A 13,925-nucleotide genomic window follows, 5' to 3' on the forward strand; every position below is an offset into this window, starting at 1 on the left:
TCATTTGGGGGGACGCGCGAGATCCGACTGAGGCATGGGGACCTGCCGAATCGTGCCGTCTGGCCCAATCAGGAAGTGCCATTGCTTACCAAGGGTGTGCCACTGGACTGAAGGAAAGAGCATCGCGAGGACCACATCCGTTTCGGTCGGATAGTCGGAAAGAGCGTGATTGTGCACAAAGCCCGGTTCTGTTGCCCCAGCGGGAAGCGCCTTTTGCAGGTCCTTCGGCCTCACCTTGTGGACTGCTTGATGAAAGGTCGTTACGACCCATGGCTTTGTCTGGCTTGAGATATAGGACATCTTCATGTCCCGGCCAATCGTGATCTCATTGGGGTCCATCTGCCGCGGGAAAAGGTAAAGCGAGAAATCGCTGTTTCCATCGTCAACGGGAATCTCGTACATCTCCCTGGCTAGGTCCTTGAGTTGCCTCTTGAACGTCAATTGAGCTTCCGCCATCCCCTCGGCGGCCTTCGGGAGCGGAACCCCTTCCAGGCCCTTCATGTCGCCGAGATCGCCCATTCGGCATTCCAGGGCTTTCATCACGACGTAGGGTGATCCCAGGTCCTTCTCGAAAAAGATCAGCCAGCGGGTTCCATCTGAGACGATCACCGGGGAGGAGATGCCTTTTGTCTTGAACCCCTGGCCTTCAAGAAAGGCCCTTGCGGCGGCTTCGATCCGGACTCTCGCGGCTAGTTCGCGGCCGCGATTCTCCAGGAAAGTCAGTTGCGCCTTGTCGGGATCCGGAATAACCGGAGGCGTCGGCCGATACGATTCAAGGAATTTGCCGACCAGATTCCCCTCTTCGCTGCCGTCGGGCTTGGAGATGGTCCAGTCCAAGATGTTGTTTTCCGGAACACGGTGTGCCTGCCCCGCCTTAAATCCAGAGACGGTGGAGATCTCATTCGCAATGAGTCCAGTAACCATCCCCTTCTCGATTTTCTGGACTTCCACGAAAACGATTTCGCGTTTCCCGCGGGCGTCCACCAACTCGGTGGTGACAAAGAAGACCTGCCGCGGCGGGAGTCCCCTTAAGTAATTCTCCTTTGCGGCGGGCCAGGTTTTTTTGGCCTGTTCCACATACGGGCCAATCGCCTTCAAGAGTTCCTTGTGCTGTTGCTCACTGCTGGAACCAACAGGCTTATCCACTGGGGCATTCGGTGCGAGCGCGGATTGAGCGGTGGCACGGGGCGAAAAGAACAACAGGGCGCAAAGCAGTACCGTTTTCATCGCTTCATTCCCTTGAGCATGACCTGCTTGGGTTGGAAGACTGGAGAGGTGGGGTAGGCGATCATCCCTTCCAGTACGGCGCCAGCCGCCGCACGCCTTCCCTTAGCTGTTCGGGCGTGGCGGCGAAGCTGAGGCGGGCGTGGCCGCGGCCGCCCTCGCCGAAAGCCAGGCCCGGAATGAGCACCACCTTGGCCTCGTCGCGCAGCTTGAGGCAGAAGGCCACTGGATCCGCATGGGCCGCCTCGGGCAGGGCCATGAAGTGGTAGAAGGTGCCATCCGGGGGCGTCACGACCTGACCCAACTCCTCGCGCAGGGCCGCGGCCAGGGCCTGCCAACGCTCGCCCACAGCCGCGCGGGCCTCGGCGAGTACTGCGTCGGAGTGTTCGATCAAGGCCAGCGCCGCCCACTGGGCGGGCGTGGCGGTGCCGGTCACCGCGTAGCCGTGCACCGTGCGGGCGGGAAGGAGCCAGACGGGATCGCCCACGGCCCAGCCCACGCGCAGGCCTGGGGCGCCCCAGCCCTTGCTCACGGAACTGGTCACCACGCCGCGATCGGTCACGTCCCGCAGGCTGGGGCAGCGGGTGCCGAAGTGCAGGTCGCGGTAGACCTCGTCGGAAATGAGCAGCACGCCCCGCGCCACGCAGGCGTCCGCCACGCGCTTGAGCGCCCCCAGGCTCCCGCCCCCACCCGTGGGGTTGGAAGGCAGGTTGAGGATCACGGCGGAAGCCTCCGGCGTGGCGTCCAGCACGCGGATCAGGGCGTCGGCATCCAGGCGGAAGCGATCCCTCGACAGGGGATAGGTCACGGGCTCGGCACCCGCCATCCGCGCCAGGGCCGGATAGGCCACGAAGCCGGGATCGGGCACGAGGACCTGGGTGCCAGGCTCCACCCAGGCCTGGAACAGCGAGAAGAGCGCGCCCTGAGAGCCGGTTGTGATGAGCACCTCGTCCACATGGGCGCCGTGGAAGGCAGCTACGGCCTTCCGCAGGTCGAGCAGGCCCACGTGCGGCACGTAAGGACAGGGGCCCGGGTTCCGCAGCAGGGCCTTCCGGCCCACCTCGGGCAGGTCCCAGGTGGGCTCACCCAGACCCAGGGGGATGGCCCCGGGTGGTGTGCCGTCCGTGATGGCGCGGATGGGCGACGGCTTCAGCAGCGATAGGCGGGAGGCGGGCTTCATGGCTTCTCTCGGTCGGGCCGGAACGGGGCTACCTCAGCGCCTGTTCCAGGGCGGTGGCCGCGTCGGTCCTGTCGTCGCGGTACTTCACGATACAGGGGGCCGACACCTGGAGTCCGTGAGCCTTGGCATAGTCTCCCGAGGCCGGGCGCGACCCCGGCACCACCACGGCGCCTTCCGGCACCTCCTGGCGCAGCTCCCGGCCATGCACCAGGTCGTAGATCACGGTGCTGCCCGTGATGACCACGCCCGAGGCCAGGACTGCCCGGCGGCGCACCACGATGCCCTCGAACAGGCCCACCAGGCCGCCCACGAAGGCGTCGTCCTCAACGATCACCGGACGGGCGCCCGCGGGCTCCAGCACGCCGCCGATCTGGGCGGCGGCGGAGAGGTGCACGCGCTTGCCGATCTGGGCGCAGCTGCCCACCAGGGCGTGGCTGTCGACCATGGTGCCCTCGTCCACGAAGGCGCCCACGTTCACGTAGGCCGGCGGCATGAGGACCACGCCCTTGGCGATGTGGGCGCCGCGCCGCACGGAGGAGCCGCCGGGCACGAGGCGCACGCCGTCCTCCAGACCGAAGTGGCGGGCCGGGTAGGCGGTCTTGTCGAACATGGGGAAGCCCGGGCCCGGCATCTCCACCAGGTTCGTGCGGCGGAACCCGCAGAGGATGGCCTGCTTCACCCAGGGATTCGCCTGCCAGCTGCCGTCCGGCCGCCGTTCGGCGGCCCGGACGAGGCCGCTCTCCAGGGCGGACAGGAGCACCTGGTGCATGGCCGGCGCTTCAGGGTCGTTCGCCAGATCCTCGGGGGGGCGGCTGAAGAAGTGGTGGACGGTATCCAGGTCGACGACCATCAGAGGACTCCGGGAAAGGTGCCCTCGGCGGACAGGCAGAGGGCCTCGGCCAGGCGGGTGCGGGTGGCCGCGACGGCGGGGACCAGGGGCAGGCGCAGGCCATCCCCGCAGAGTCCCAGCATCTTCAGGGCGGCCTTCAGGGGGATGGGGTTGCTCTCCAGGAACAGCGCATCCATGAGGGGCAGCAGCTGCTGGTGGAGGCGCAGGGCCTCGGCGGCGTTCCCCTGGCGGGCCGCGGCGATCATGGCGGCCGTCTCCCGGGGCAACACATTGCCCAGCACCGAGATGAGCCCGGAGGCCCCCACGGCGATGGCGGCCAGGGCCAGGTTGTCATCGCCCGAAAGCAGGGTCTTCCCCCTCGGCAGCTGGCGGGCGATCTCCGCGATCTGGGCCAGGTTCCCACTGCTCTCCTTCACGGCCACCACCTGGGGGTTCTCCCAGAGCCGGGCCAGAACGGGAGGCGTCATGTTCAGCCCGGTGCGCCCCGGCACGTTGTAGGCGATGAGGGGGAAACCGGGCGCCGCCTCTGCCACGGCGGCGAAATGGGCCACCAGGCCGTCGGGCGTGGGCTTGTTGTAGTAGGGCGTCACCACCAGGGCCCCTTGGGCCCCCAGGGCCTGGGCCCGCTTCGTCATCGCCGCGGCCTGGCGGGTGGCGTTGTGGCCCGTGCCCACGACCACGGGGCGGCCCCCGGCCTCCTCGAGGCAGGCCGTGATGATGGCGTCCCGCTCGGCATCGAGGATGGTGGCAGCCTCGCCGGTGGAGCCCAGGGGCACCAGGGTGTTCGCACCGCCACCCGCCACATGGCGGACCAGCTTCCGGAAGGCGGGCAGGTCCACCTCGCCGGCGGGGGTGAAGGGCGTGGCCAGCGCGACCGCGAGGCCGGAGAGATCGAGGGTCATGGTCTTCCTCCGAAGGCGAACAGGGGGTCGAGCAGATCGGCGGCCAGGTCATCCATGCTGAACACACCCTTCCGGCCATGCAGCCAGTGGGCCGCCGCCAGGGCACCCTGGGCGAAGGGCGCCCGGGAACGGGCCCGGTGGGTGAGTTCCAGCACTTCGGCAGGCGCGTCGAGGCCGATGGTGTGGGTCCCGAAGTCCGCCCCGGCCCGCACCACGCCGAGGCTCAATTGGTGCGGGGCCGGCGTGCCGAGGGTCCACTCCGTCTTGCGGGGGCAGCCCGCCATCAGGGCCGTAGCCAGGGTCTTGGCCGTGCCCGAGGGCGCATCGGCCTTGAGCCGGTGGTGATGCTCCACCAGGTAGGGATCCCGGGCGGGATCGAGGGCGGCGAAGCGGCCCAGCACTGTGGCGAAGCGCGTCATGAGGGCCACGGAAATCGAGAAATTCGAGGCGGAAAGCACGCCGATGCGCCCGGCTACACGCGTCTCGAGATCGGGCAGCGACCAGCCGGTGGTGCCGATCACCAGGTCTGTCCCGGTCTCCAGCGCCCAGGCCAGGTGCGCTTCCACGGCCTCGGCCACGCTGGCGTCGATGGCCACGTCGGCCTTGGCTTCCGGCGTGTCGCCACGGCCCACCTGCCAGGCCAGGGATTCTGCGGCCTCCGCGGCGATGGCGGTGCCCAGGCGGCCCTTTCCGAAAAGACCGATGCGGAAAAGAGTCAAGGGGCCCCTCCCACCAGCACGCGGTGGAGGCGGCGCAGTGCCTCGTCGCCCTGCTCCTGGCGCACCACGAGGCTCAGATTGATCTCGTTGGCGCCCATGCTGATCATCTCCACGTTGATGTCGCCCAGCGAGGAGAGCAGCCGGGCCCCCAGGCCCGGCGTGGACTTCAGCCGCTCGCCCACGGCGGCGATGATGGCCCGGCCCTCGTTCACCTCCACCGTGGCGAAGACCGAGAGATCCTTGATTAGGGCCTTCAGGGGCATATCCGCCTCGACCGTGAGGGATACGCTCACTTCGGCGGTGGCCACGAGATCCACGCTCACGCCCCGCCGACCGAACACCTCGAAGAGGCGGGCCAGGAAGCCGCTCTGGGCCAGCATGCGCGAGCTGCTCACCGTGAGCACCGTCACCGGCCCCCGGCTGGCCAGGGCCGTGATGGGACGGCCCGTGTGGACCTCGGCGGAAATGGTGGTGAAGCGGCCTTCGGGCTTCTGCGTGTGCCGCACGGTGACCGGGATCCGCGCTTCCACGGCGGGCTGAATGGTGGCGGGGTGCAGCACCTTGGCGCCGAAGGCGGCCAGTTCCGCGGCCTCGGCGAAGCTCAGCTCGGGGATGGGCAGGGCCTCGGGGACGATGCGGGGATCGCAGGTGAGGACGCCTTCTACATCCGTCCAGATCTGCACTTCCGCCGCGCCCAGGGCCGCGCCGAAGAGGGCCGCGGAGAAGTCGCTGCCGCCGCGACCCAGCGTGGTGGTGAGGCCATCTTCCGTGGCGCCGATGTAGCCCTGGGTGACCACCGCCCGGCCCGGCCCCAGCAGGGGCTTCAGGTGCTCCCGGGCCAGCGAGCGGATCGCCTCCGACTGGGGTGTGGCCTCGCCGAACACCGCGTCCGTGCGCAGCACGGTCCGGGCGTCCACCCAGGCGCCCTGCACGAAGGCGGCGAAGACCCGCGTGGACAGGCGTTCGCCGAGGGAGGCGATGGCGTCCATGCTGCGGGGGCTGAGTTCGCGCAGCATGGCCACCCCACGGAGCAGCAGCTCCAGTTCCCCGAACAACTCCGTCAGGGCCGCGTCCAGGTCCTCGGGCACCTCGCCCGCGAACAGGTCCTCCGCCGCCTTCCGGTGGGCGGCCATGAGCTTCCGTTGGCGCTCCATGGCGCCGCCCAGATCCCCGGCCTCCGCCGCCTTCGCGGCGTCGAAGAGGCCGTTGGTGGTCTTGCCCATGGCGGACAGCACCACCAGGGGCGACTGGGGGAGCGCCGCCTTCACCAGGCCCGCCACCTGCCTCATGCAGGCCGCGTCCGCCACACTGCTGCCGCCGAACTTGAGGACGATCATCGGAGGTACCCCTTCGCGTGGGCCAGCTCGGCGTTCAGGATGCTGCCGCCGGCTGCGCCTCTTTCCGTGTTGTGGCCCAGCAGCGCGAACTTCACGCCGAGGATGGGGCAGACCCGCAGACGGCCCACGTGCACGCTCATGCCTTCGTCCTTCTCCACGTCGCGACGCACCTGCGGGCGGTCTTCCAGGGTGTGGACGTGGATGGGGACGGCGGGAGCGGAGAACAGCTTGAGCTGCTGAGGCTCGGGCTTCCAGGCCAGCCAGGCCTCGCGGATGGCATCCAGGGAGGGGTTGCCCTTCAGCTTCACGCTGACGGCCTCCGTGTGGCCCTCGATGACGGGGACGCGGTGGCAGAGGGCGCTCACCAGCGTGGGGGCCAGCTCCACTTCGCGACCCGCGAAGCGGCCCAGCATCTTGGGGATCTCCTCCTCCACCTTGGGTTCCTCGTTGCGGATGAAGGGGATGACGTTGCCCAGGATGTCCAGGCTGGCCACGCCGGGATAGCCGGCGCCGCTGATGGCCTGCATGGAGGTCATCAGCACGGCCTCGACGCCGAAGGCCTTGTGCAGGGGCGCCAGGGCCATCACCAGCACGGTGGCCGTGCAGTTGGCGTTGGTGACGATGCCGCCGGTCCAGCCATGGTGGTGCCGCTGCACGTCCAGCAGCCCCAGGTGATCGGCATTGACCTCGGGAACCAGCAGCGGCACCTCCGGCGACATGCGGAAGGCCGCGGCGTTCGAGAACACCATGGCCCCGGCCCGGGCGAACTCCGGCTCCAGCTCCTTGGCGGGCCCCGTATCCAGCGCGCTGAAGATCACGGGCGATAGCGCGAATTCCGGCGTGCCTTCGGCCATGACCTGGTCCCCCAGGCCGCCGTACGGATCGCCATCCAGGCGCCAGGCGCAGGCGTCGCGGTAGCGCTTGCCGGCGCTGCGTTCACTGGCGGCCAGGTGCTCGATGCGGAAGAGGGGATGGTTGGCCAGCCGCCGCACGAAGCGCTGACCGACGACGCCCGTGGCGCCCAGGACGGTGACGGGGATTTTCGTGGACATGGTTCAGTCTCCCAGGAAGTGCAAGGCCAATCGGCGGTTGAGTTCCACACCTGCCTCCAGCTCGGCAAGGGTGAGGTGCTCCTCCAGCGAGTGGGCCACGCGGATGCTGCCCGGCCCGGCCAGCACCACGGTGCGGTCCGGCACCAGGGCCCGCAACGTGGGCGCATCCGAGCCGAAGGGCATGGCCGCGTGCTCGAAGCCGGGAATGATGGGGTAGCGGTCTGGCGGTTCGTCCAGGGTGAGGGCCACCGTGCCTTCGGGCGGCGCCAGGCGGCGTGTCTCTTCGGCGAAGGTGCTGCCGGGAAGGGTGCGGGCCATGAGCCGGGCCTCCGCGGAGGCGGGCACAGAATTGAGGGCCTCGCCCGCCCGAAGCAGCCCGAGGTTCCAGACCTCGGGCCCCAGGGCGGCGTCCACGGGGCGGGGCTGCTCGCGCAGGCGCTGGAGCCAGTCCAGCAGGGGCCAGGTGGCGTCGTGGCCCAGCTCGGGGCTGCCGCTGTGGGCGGCCCGGCCCGCGCAGTGCAGACAGAGGTGCTGGGCACCGCGCTGCCCCGTGGCCAGCTTCAGGTCCGTGGGTTCACCATTGATGAGCACGCGCAGCTCCCGCAGGCGGTCCGTCAGGTCCAGGGCCACTGTGGCCCCGGCGCTGTCCGTCTCCTCGCCCACCACGCCCAGCCAGGCCAGACCCTCGCGGCCCTCGGCCAGCAATGTCTTCACGGCTCCAAGCTGGGCCGCGATCTGGCCCTTGGCGTCGCAGGCGCCCCGGCCCAGGAAGATCTCGCCCTCCAGGCGCGGCGGCAGGTAGGGCGGCACCGTGTCGAGGTGGGTGGAGAAGAGCACCCGTGGCCGGCCCCAGAGAGCCAGCACATTGGTGCGGCCTTCCGCCACCGGCTGTTCCACCAGTGCCGCGCCCAGGGACAGCAGAAGCGCCCGGAGATCCGCCAACCCCGCATCCTCCCGACCCGACGTGGTCTCGCCGGCACACAGCTGCAGAAGGCTGCCGGTGAGCCAGCTTCGGAGATCAGCGGGGGTGGCGTTCATGGAAACCTCGGCGGGCCGACGGTGCCATCAGGAACGCGGAGGGAAGGATCCCGCCGCCGCGCCTCAGGCCCTCCGCGCCGGGTGACCAGCGCGACAGCCGCCGGGCTTTCGCCGCAACGTCCAGGGGCCGCGCCGATGATTCGCGAACCCTTCGGCGATCCTCCCCTTTCCCATCGGGTCATCGGGTTCATCGCCCTCGCCGCTGGTACTGATGGGGACCGCTCCTCCATCGGAAGGTCCACCTTCCCACACCTGCGGTCCCTTCCGCAACCGGCTAGCTGAATTCTGAAAGCAGAGCCTCGCCCCGGGGCCAGGGTCCGTGCCCCGAGGCGAGATTCAGGTGCCCACAGGGGCCCAGGTCCACGAAGCGGGCTCCCCAGTCCCAGGCCAAGGCCCGGGCCCGGTCCAGGGCCATGAATGGGTCGTCCTCCGAGGCAGCCACGATGGCCGGAAACGGCAGGCGATAGCGCGGGATCGGCCCGAACGACCGCAGGATCTCCAGTCCGTCGGGCCGCTCCACGTCCGCCGGGACGGCCAGCAGGGCTCCCCGAATCTCCCGGTCGTGGCTCTCCGCCCAGTGGACGATGGCCAGACAGCCCAGCGAGTGCCCCACGAGGATAGGCGGTTCGGTGCACGTGGCGAGGGCCTCATCCAGGGCCTCGACCCAGTCCACCTTGTGGGGGAAGTCCCAGTTGGGCATCTCCACCCGCTTGGCCTCCCTCAGGCTGGCCTCCCAGAGGCTCTGCCAATGGCCGGGGCCTGAATTCTGGTAGCCGGGGACGGTCAGGATCGCGGGCATGGATCACCGGGGGTCGCCTCCATGGAACGCCTCCCGGCCCGGAAGATCAAGCCTTGCGCGAAGGCCGGGCGGGCACGAAGGCGTCGGCCAGCTGGTGCACGTAGCCGCTGAGGTCCGTCACCTCTTTAACGGCCTTGGGCGTGGCGCGCAGCAGCTGGAAGTAGCCCGCATAGGCGGCGTAGGCCAGCAGGGCGCGCTGGCGGGCCTCTGCCTCGGTCAGCCCCAGGGCCATGAAGGCCTCCGCCCCGAAGGCCAGACGGCGCTCCGTGGCCCGTCGAAGAAAAGGGGCCACCCGGGGGTCCTCTCCGGACACCGCCAGGGCCGCGAAGAAGAGCCCGTTCTCCACATCCTCGAAGGCGGCGAACAACAGCACCCGCAGGCGCCGCCGGGGATCGGCGATGCCCCCGTAGCGGGTCACCACATCGGCGCTCTGATCCTGCTCCCAGTCCACCAGCGCCGCCCGGATGAGGGCATCCCGGCTGTCGAAGTGCCAGTAGAAACTCCCCTTCGTGACCCCCAGGGCCTGGGCCAGGGGTTCCACCGCCACAGCCGAGACCCCTTCCCGGATGATGAGGGCCTGGGCCGCCTTGACCCAGGCCTCGGGGGACAGGGGCACGGCTGGACGAGGGCGCTTCTTGCGGGGCGTGGACATGACCGCCTTGACAGGTGAACGGGCCAGCTTACCATACCATACCGTATGGCAACCATACGCAACCGTATTGAGACCGGAGGCCCCATGCGATCACCGCTCCTCCCGCTGCTCGCCACCCTCGTCCTGTTCATCACCGGCTGCGCCACACCCGAAACGGTCCAGCGTCGCAGTAGCCTGACCGCCTACCTGGGGGTCCGGGAGGCCCCCACCGCCACTGAAAACACCGGACCAGCCCGCCTGCAACTGCCCCTCCGTCTCGGCATCGCCTTCGTACCGAAGGAAGCGACCGTGCGGAAGGGGCATGGCGGTGGGCTGGGGGAAGGCCCCGACGGGTTGTTCTCGCCCGAGCAGGAACTCCTCCAGGAACAGAAGGTGGCCGAGGTCTTCCAGGGAAAGCCGTGGACCGCCTCCTTCAAGGTCATCCCCAGCCATTACCTCACCCAGGGTGGCGGGTTTGCCGACCTGGATCAGGTCGCCCGGACCTTCGGGATCGAAGTCGTCGCCCTGGTGAGCGTGGACCAGGTCCAGTTCAGCAGCCCCCGCTGGTACTCGTGGACCTACTGGACCCTGGTGGGCGCCTATATGGTGAAGGGTGACAAGAACGACACCACCACCCTGGTGGACGCAGCCGTCTACCACGTGCCCTCCCGCACCTTCCTGTTCCGGGCCGGGGGCGTGGGCACCGTCAAGGGCAGCTCCACCTGGTCCGGGCGGGAGGAGGCCTTCCGACAACAGGCCCGGGACAGCCTCGCCTTCGCCATGACCCAGCTCTCCACCTCCCTTGACCAGGGCGTCGCCACCTTCAAGCAGGACATCCTCCAGGGCGCCCGGAAGGATGTGCAGTTGATCGACAAGGCTGGAAACCCGCTGGGCAGTCCCGCCTATGACCCCACCCGTCGCTGAACCCGCTCTCCAAGGAGCTCCGATGCCCCGCACCCCCATCCTCGTCGCCGCCCTGGCCCTCTTGGCCATTCTCGGCTGCAACACGCCGGAGACCCATGTCCGTCGCAGCAGCCTCATGGACTACCTCTATCCCAAGGAGAAGGCCGCACCCCTGCCCAACCCCGCCGGCGCCCGCCTCAAGCTGCCCCTGAAGCTGGGCATCGCCTTCGTCCCGGGCGGCCACGCCTCCTGGCGGGTCCAGAACCTCCTGGCCCCCGGTCAGGAGAAGCAGCTGCTGGACGTGGTGAAGCAGAGCTTCAAGGACCGACCCTGGATCTCCGAGATCAAACCGGTGCCCAGCGCCTACCTCCGCAGCAGCGGCGGCTTCGAGAACATGGACCAGGTCGCCCGGATGTACGGCGTGGACGTGATGGCCCTGGTGAGCGTGGACCAGGTGCAGAACACGGATCCCCGCTGGTACAGCTTCACCTACCTCTCCATCGTGGGCGCCTACGTGCTGCCCGGCGACGCCAACGACACGAACACCCTCATCGACGCCGCCGTCTACGATGTGGCCAGCCACACCTTCCTGCTGCGCGCCCCCGGCCAGAGCCAGGTCAAGGGCAGCTCCACCTGGGCCTACCGCGAGAAGCAGCTGCGCGAGCACTCGGCGAAGGGCCTGGAGCTGGCCATGGCCGACCTCGCCAAGAACCTCGACGCCGAGGTGGGTGCCTTCAAGGCCGAGGTGGCCCGGGGCGAGCGCAAGGACGTGGACGTGGTGGACCGCCAGGGTGTGTCCCTCCGCCAGAGCGGCGGGCGGAACTTCGGCGGCAGCTTCAGCTGGGTGGAGGCCCTGGGCGCCCTCATCCTCCTCGGCCTGGCGCTGAGGTTCCGGCGGGCCTGATGGACGTCTTTGCTCTCACCGCCGAGGCCCTTCGGGAGCCCTGGCGCCTCTGGACGGGCCACCTGGTCCACTTCGGCTGGGAGCACGCCCTGGCCAACGCGGTGGCCCTGGCCGTGCCCTGGCTCCTGGTGGGCAGCCAAGACCGGCGGCGCCTGGCCTTCGCGATGCTTCTGATCCCGCCCCTGCTGAGCCTGCTGCTGCTGCCCTCCCTGGCCGGAGTTGAGTACCGCGGCGCCTCGGGCCTGGCCTGCGCTCTCTGGGCCCTGGTGGGCCTGCGCCTGGCCGAGCGGCGGGGCTCCGCCCCCGTCGGTCAGTTGATGCTCGGGGGGCTCCTGCTGAAGCTGGGGATGGAGGCGGCCCTCGGCGGCGGCGTCCTGCTCCACCCTGAAGGCTGGCGGACCCTGCCCGCCGCCCACCTGTGGGGAACCGTCCTGGGCCTCGCCTCAGCGCTGCCGCCTTGGCCCCGCCCTCGTCCCGCCTGACCTCCACCTCCCATGGAGACTCAGGAGAATGCTGCTCTGCGCCCCACTTGTGATCCCGGGAGGCCAGGGCTGCGCCCGGAGCGACCAGGATCGCGCGGGGGAACGAGCCTTGGCGCTGGTCGGTCCAGGCGCGCGGCCCCTCTAAGTGGAAGCTGGGGGGGCTAGACTGGAGCCTCGGAGCGCGCCATGTCCCTCGTCATCGCCGGCAAGACCTTCAGCAACCGCCTCGTCCTGGGCACGGGCAAGTACAAGGACTTCGCCACCATGCAGGCCTGCTACCGGGCCGCGCGGGTGGAGATGGTGACCCTGGCCGTGCGCCGCTTCGACCTCGCCGCCAAGGGCGAAGACAACATCTTGAACTGGATCCCCAAGGACATCGCCCTGCTGCCCAACACCGCCGGCTGCTATACCCGCGAGGAGGCCCTGCGCGTGGCCCGCCTGGCCCGCGAGGCCCTGCAGACCGACTGGGTGAAGCTGGAGGTCATCGGCGACCAGAAGTCACTCTATCCCGACAACGAGGAAACCCTGGAAGCCGCCAAGATCCTCGTGAAGGAGGGCTTCACGGTCCTGCCGTATGTGAACGCCGACCCCATCCTCGCCAAGAAGCTCTGCGACGTGGGCTGCGCCGCGGTCATGCCCCTGGGCAGCGCCATCGGCTCGGGCCTGGGCGTGCAGAACCCCATGACGCTCCTGCTCATCAAGGAAGTGGTCGAGTCCTATCAGCTGCCCATGATCGTGGACGCCGGCGTGGGCACCGCCTCCGACGCCGCCCTGGCCATGGAACTGGGCGCCGACGGCGTGCTGCTCAACACCGCCGTGGCCGAGGCCGGCGAGCCCACCAAGATGGCCCAGGCCATGGATCACGCCGTCATCGCCGGGCGCCTCGCCTTCGAAAGCGGCCGCATGCCCAGGCGCCTCTACGCCAGCGCCAGCAGCCCCATCACCGGCGTGATTGGCCGCTAGCCGATCTCCGGCCAGGCCCTTCGAAGATCCCCCGCAAAGGTCTCCAGGGCCCCGGCCAGGGGGGATTCCCGGCGCCAGGCCAACACCAGGGTCCGCCCAGGTCCGGGGCGGCCGAAGGGGCGGAGGGCCAGGGGCGCCCGGCCCCCTTCCACGGCCGCGCAAAGATCGGGCAGGAGGGTGAGGCCCAGGCCCGCGGCCACCATCTGCACCAGGGTGGGCAGGCTGGAGGCCCGGAAGTCCACCTCCCGCACCCCCGCTTCGCCGCAGAAGGCCAGGGCTTGGCCCCGCAGACAGTGGCCATCCTCCAGCAGGAGGAGGGGTTGGCCCTCCAGATCCCGGAGGGTGACCCGGGCCTTCCGGGCCACGGGATGGTGGAGCGGGGCTGCGAGCAGAAAGGGATCCTCCCGCAGGGGGGATCGCACCAGGTCGCCCAGGTCCGTCCCCTCCGCCAGGATGGCCGCCTCCAGGCCCCCAGCAGCCAGCTCCGCCAGCAGGACGGGCGTGCGCTCCTCCCGCAGCTTCAGGCGCAGGCCCGGGTGGGCCGAGGCCAGGGCCGGCAGCACCTCCGGCAACAGGTACGGGGCCACCGTGGGGATGACCCCCAGGCGCCAGGTGCCCTGGAAGGGATCCCGCCAGGCCTGGGTCGAGACCAGGAGGTCCCGGGCCTCCTGCAGGATGCGGCGCGCCCGGGCGACCACCTCCTCGCCCGCGGGGGTGAGGAATACCCGGCGGTGATCCCGCTCGAACAGCCGCAGCCCCAGGGTGGCCTCCACCTGTTGGATCTGGGCGCTGAGGGAGGGCTGGGAGACATGGACCCGTTCTGCGGCCCGATGGAAACCCAGGGTGTCCGCCAGGGCCACCAGGTATTCCAACTGCCGGAAGGAGAGGTCGGAGGGACGCGTCATCGGGGGGGAGGATGGCAGCCCCGATCGGAGATTCCA

Annotated in this window: 15 protein-coding genes and 1 riboswitch; of the genes, 4 read left to right on the forward strand and 11 right to left on the reverse strand. The window is 69.6% G+C overall.

The genetic code is table 11. The annotated features are described in order from the left end of the window. The 10 genes from NOV65_RS14120 to NOV65_RS14165 form a co-directional block, all read right to left on the reverse strand. A complete protein-coding gene (locus tag NOV65_RS14120) occupies window positions 1-1,227 on the reverse strand; it encodes a DUF2314 domain-containing protein (RefSeq protein WP_257307177.1) in 1,227 nt (408 codons plus the stop codon). 61 nt (window positions 1,228-1,288) lie between these two features. Next, window positions 1,289-2,404, reverse strand: coding sequence for a pyridoxal phosphate-dependent aminotransferase (locus NOV65_RS14125; RefSeq protein ID WP_257307179.1), 1,116 nt, complete (start codon window positions 2,402-2,404; stop codon window positions 1,289-1,291). A gap of 28 nt (window positions 2,405-2,432) precedes the next feature. Then, on the reverse strand, window positions 2,433-3,254 hold the full coding sequence (locus NOV65_RS14130) for a 2,3,4,5-tetrahydropyridine-2,6-dicarboxylate N-succinyltransferase (protein WP_257307181.1): 822 nt from the start codon (window positions 3,252-3,254) through the stop codon (window positions 2,433-2,435). Beyond that, window positions 3,254-4,156: a 4-hydroxy-tetrahydrodipicolinate synthase gene (dapA, locus tag NOV65_RS14135; RefSeq protein WP_257307182.1), complete on the reverse strand. Its 903-nt coding sequence runs from the start codon at window positions 4,154-4,156 to the stop codon at window positions 3,254-3,256. Before dapA ends, NOV65_RS14130 begins: the two co-directional genes overlap by 1 nt. Then, window positions 4,153-4,875, reverse strand: coding sequence for a 4-hydroxy-tetrahydrodipicolinate reductase (locus NOV65_RS14140; RefSeq protein WP_257307185.1), 723 nt, complete (start codon window positions 4,873-4,875; stop codon window positions 4,153-4,155). The genes dapA and NOV65_RS14140 overlap by 4 nt, the downstream gene beginning before the upstream one ends. Continuing rightward, entirely contained in the window at window positions 4,872-6,212 is a 1,341-nt protein-coding gene (gene lysC / locus NOV65_RS14145; RefSeq protein ID WP_257307186.1) for a lysine-sensitive aspartokinase 3, read from the reverse strand. The genes NOV65_RS14140 and lysC overlap by 4 nt, the downstream gene beginning before the upstream one ends. Next, a complete protein-coding gene (asd, locus tag NOV65_RS14150) occupies window positions 6,209-7,264 on the reverse strand; it encodes an aspartate-semialdehyde dehydrogenase (protein ID WP_257307188.1) in 1,056 nt (351 codons plus the stop codon). Before asd ends, lysC begins: the two co-directional genes overlap by 4 nt. A 3-nt stretch (window positions 7,265-7,267) precedes the next feature. Continuing rightward, a complete protein-coding gene (locus tag NOV65_RS14155) occupies window positions 7,268-8,302 on the reverse strand; it encodes a M20/M25/M40 family metallo-hydrolase (protein WP_257307189.1) in 1,035 nt (344 codons plus the stop codon). Window positions 8,303-8,359: 57 nt separating this feature from the next. Beyond that, a riboswitch (Lysine riboswitch) is annotated at window positions 8,360-8,539 on the reverse strand. A gap of 37 nt (window positions 8,540-8,576) precedes the next feature. Then, entirely contained in the window at window positions 8,577-9,101 is a 525-nt protein-coding gene (locus NOV65_RS14160) for an RBBP9/YdeN family alpha/beta hydrolase (protein ID WP_257307191.1), read from the reverse strand. 46 nt (window positions 9,102-9,147) lie between these two features. Then, entirely contained in the window at window positions 9,148-9,753 is a 606-nt protein-coding gene (locus NOV65_RS14165) for a TetR/AcrR family transcriptional regulator (protein WP_257307193.1), read from the reverse strand. A gap of 84 nt (window positions 9,754-9,837) precedes the next feature. On the opposite strand from NOV65_RS14165, the gene rhlP (NOV65_RS14170) reads away from it, so the two are divergent. From rhlP (NOV65_RS14170) to NOV65_RS14185, 4 genes are all read left to right on the forward strand, one after another. After that, a complete protein-coding gene (rhlP, locus tag NOV65_RS14170) occupies window positions 9,838-10,656 on the forward strand; it encodes a rhombotarget lipoprotein (protein WP_257307194.1) in 819 nt (272 codons plus the stop codon). Between the two features lie 22 nt (window positions 10,657-10,678). Next, entirely contained in the window at window positions 10,679-11,539 is an 861-nt protein-coding gene (rhlP, locus tag NOV65_RS14175) for a rhombotarget lipoprotein (RefSeq protein WP_257307196.1), read from the forward strand. Beyond that, window positions 11,539-12,021, forward strand: a complete 483-nt coding sequence (locus tag NOV65_RS14180) for a rhomboid family intramembrane serine protease (RefSeq protein WP_257307197.1) — start codon at window positions 11,539-11,541, stop codon at window positions 12,019-12,021. Before rhlP (NOV65_RS14175) ends, NOV65_RS14180 begins: the two co-directional genes overlap by 1 nt. A 186-nt stretch (window positions 12,022-12,207) precedes the next feature. Further along, window positions 12,208-12,984, forward strand: coding sequence for a thiazole synthase (locus NOV65_RS14185; protein ID WP_257307198.1), 777 nt, complete (start codon window positions 12,208-12,210; stop codon window positions 12,982-12,984). Here the strand turns inward: NOV65_RS14185 and NOV65_RS14190 are convergent. Then, a complete protein-coding gene (locus NOV65_RS14190; RefSeq protein WP_257307200.1) occupies window positions 12,981-13,889 on the reverse strand; it encodes a LysR substrate-binding domain-containing protein in 909 nt (302 codons plus the stop codon). The genes NOV65_RS14185 and NOV65_RS14190 overlap by 4 nt on opposite strands. Between the last annotated feature and the right edge of the window lie 36 nt (window positions 13,890-13,925).

This window comes from Geothrix campi (assembly GCF_024609265.1).
In the GTDB taxonomy this organism is placed as follows: Bacteria; Acidobacteriota; Holophagae; order Holophagales; family Holophagaceae; genus Geothrix; species Geothrix campi.

Excerpts from the sequence above, each read along its gene's own strand:
- NOV65_RS14120 (WP_257307177.1), bottom strand. The coding sequence starts at position 1,227 with ATGAAAACGGTACTGCTTTGCGCCCTGTTGTTCTTTTCGCCCCGTGCC.
- NOV65_RS14125 (WP_257307179.1), bottom strand. The coding sequence starts at position 2,404 with ATGAAGCCCGCCTCCCGCCTATCGCTGCTGAAGCCGTCGCCCATCCGC.
- NOV65_RS14130 (WP_257307181.1), bottom strand. The coding sequence starts at position 3,254 with ATGGTCGTCGACCTGGATACCGTCCACCACTTCTTCAGCCGCCCCCCC.
- dapA (WP_257307182.1), bottom strand. The coding sequence starts at position 4,156 with ATGACCCTCGATCTCTCCGGCCTCGCGGTCGCGCTGGCCACGCCCTTC.
- lysC (WP_257307186.1), bottom strand. The coding sequence starts at position 6,212 with ATGATCGTCCTCAAGTTCGGCGGCAGCAGTGTGGCGGACGCGGCCTGC.
- asd (WP_257307188.1), bottom strand. The coding sequence starts at position 7,264 with ATGTCCACGAAAATCCCCGTCACCGTCCTGGGCGCCACGGGCGTCGTC.
- NOV65_RS14155 (WP_257307189.1), bottom strand. The coding sequence starts at position 8,302 with ATGAACGCCACCCCCGCTGATCTCCGAAGCTGGCTCACCGGCAGCCTT.
- NOV65_RS14160 (WP_257307191.1), bottom strand. The coding sequence starts at position 9,101 with ATGCCCGCGATCCTGACCGTCCCCGGCTACCAGAATTCAGGCCCCGGC.
- NOV65_RS14165 (WP_257307193.1), bottom strand. The coding sequence starts at position 9,753 with ATGTCCACGCCCCGCAAGAAGCGCCCTCGTCCAGCCGTGCCCCTGTCC.
- rhlP (WP_257307194.1), top strand. The coding sequence starts at position 9,838 with ATGCGATCACCGCTCCTCCCGCTGCTCGCCACCCTCGTCCTGTTCATC.
- rhlP (WP_257307196.1), top strand. The coding sequence starts at position 10,679 with ATGCCCCGCACCCCCATCCTCGTCGCCGCCCTGGCCCTCTTGGCCATT.
- NOV65_RS14180 (WP_257307197.1), top strand. The coding sequence starts at position 11,539 with ATGGACGTCTTTGCTCTCACCGCCGAGGCCCTTCGGGAGCCCTGGCGC.
- NOV65_RS14185 (WP_257307198.1), top strand. The coding sequence starts at position 12,208 with ATGTCCCTCGTCATCGCCGGCAAGACCTTCAGCAACCGCCTCGTCCTG.
- NOV65_RS14190 (WP_257307200.1), bottom strand. The coding sequence starts at position 13,889 with ATGACGCGTCCCTCCGACCTCTCCTTCCGGCAGTTGGAATACCTGGTG.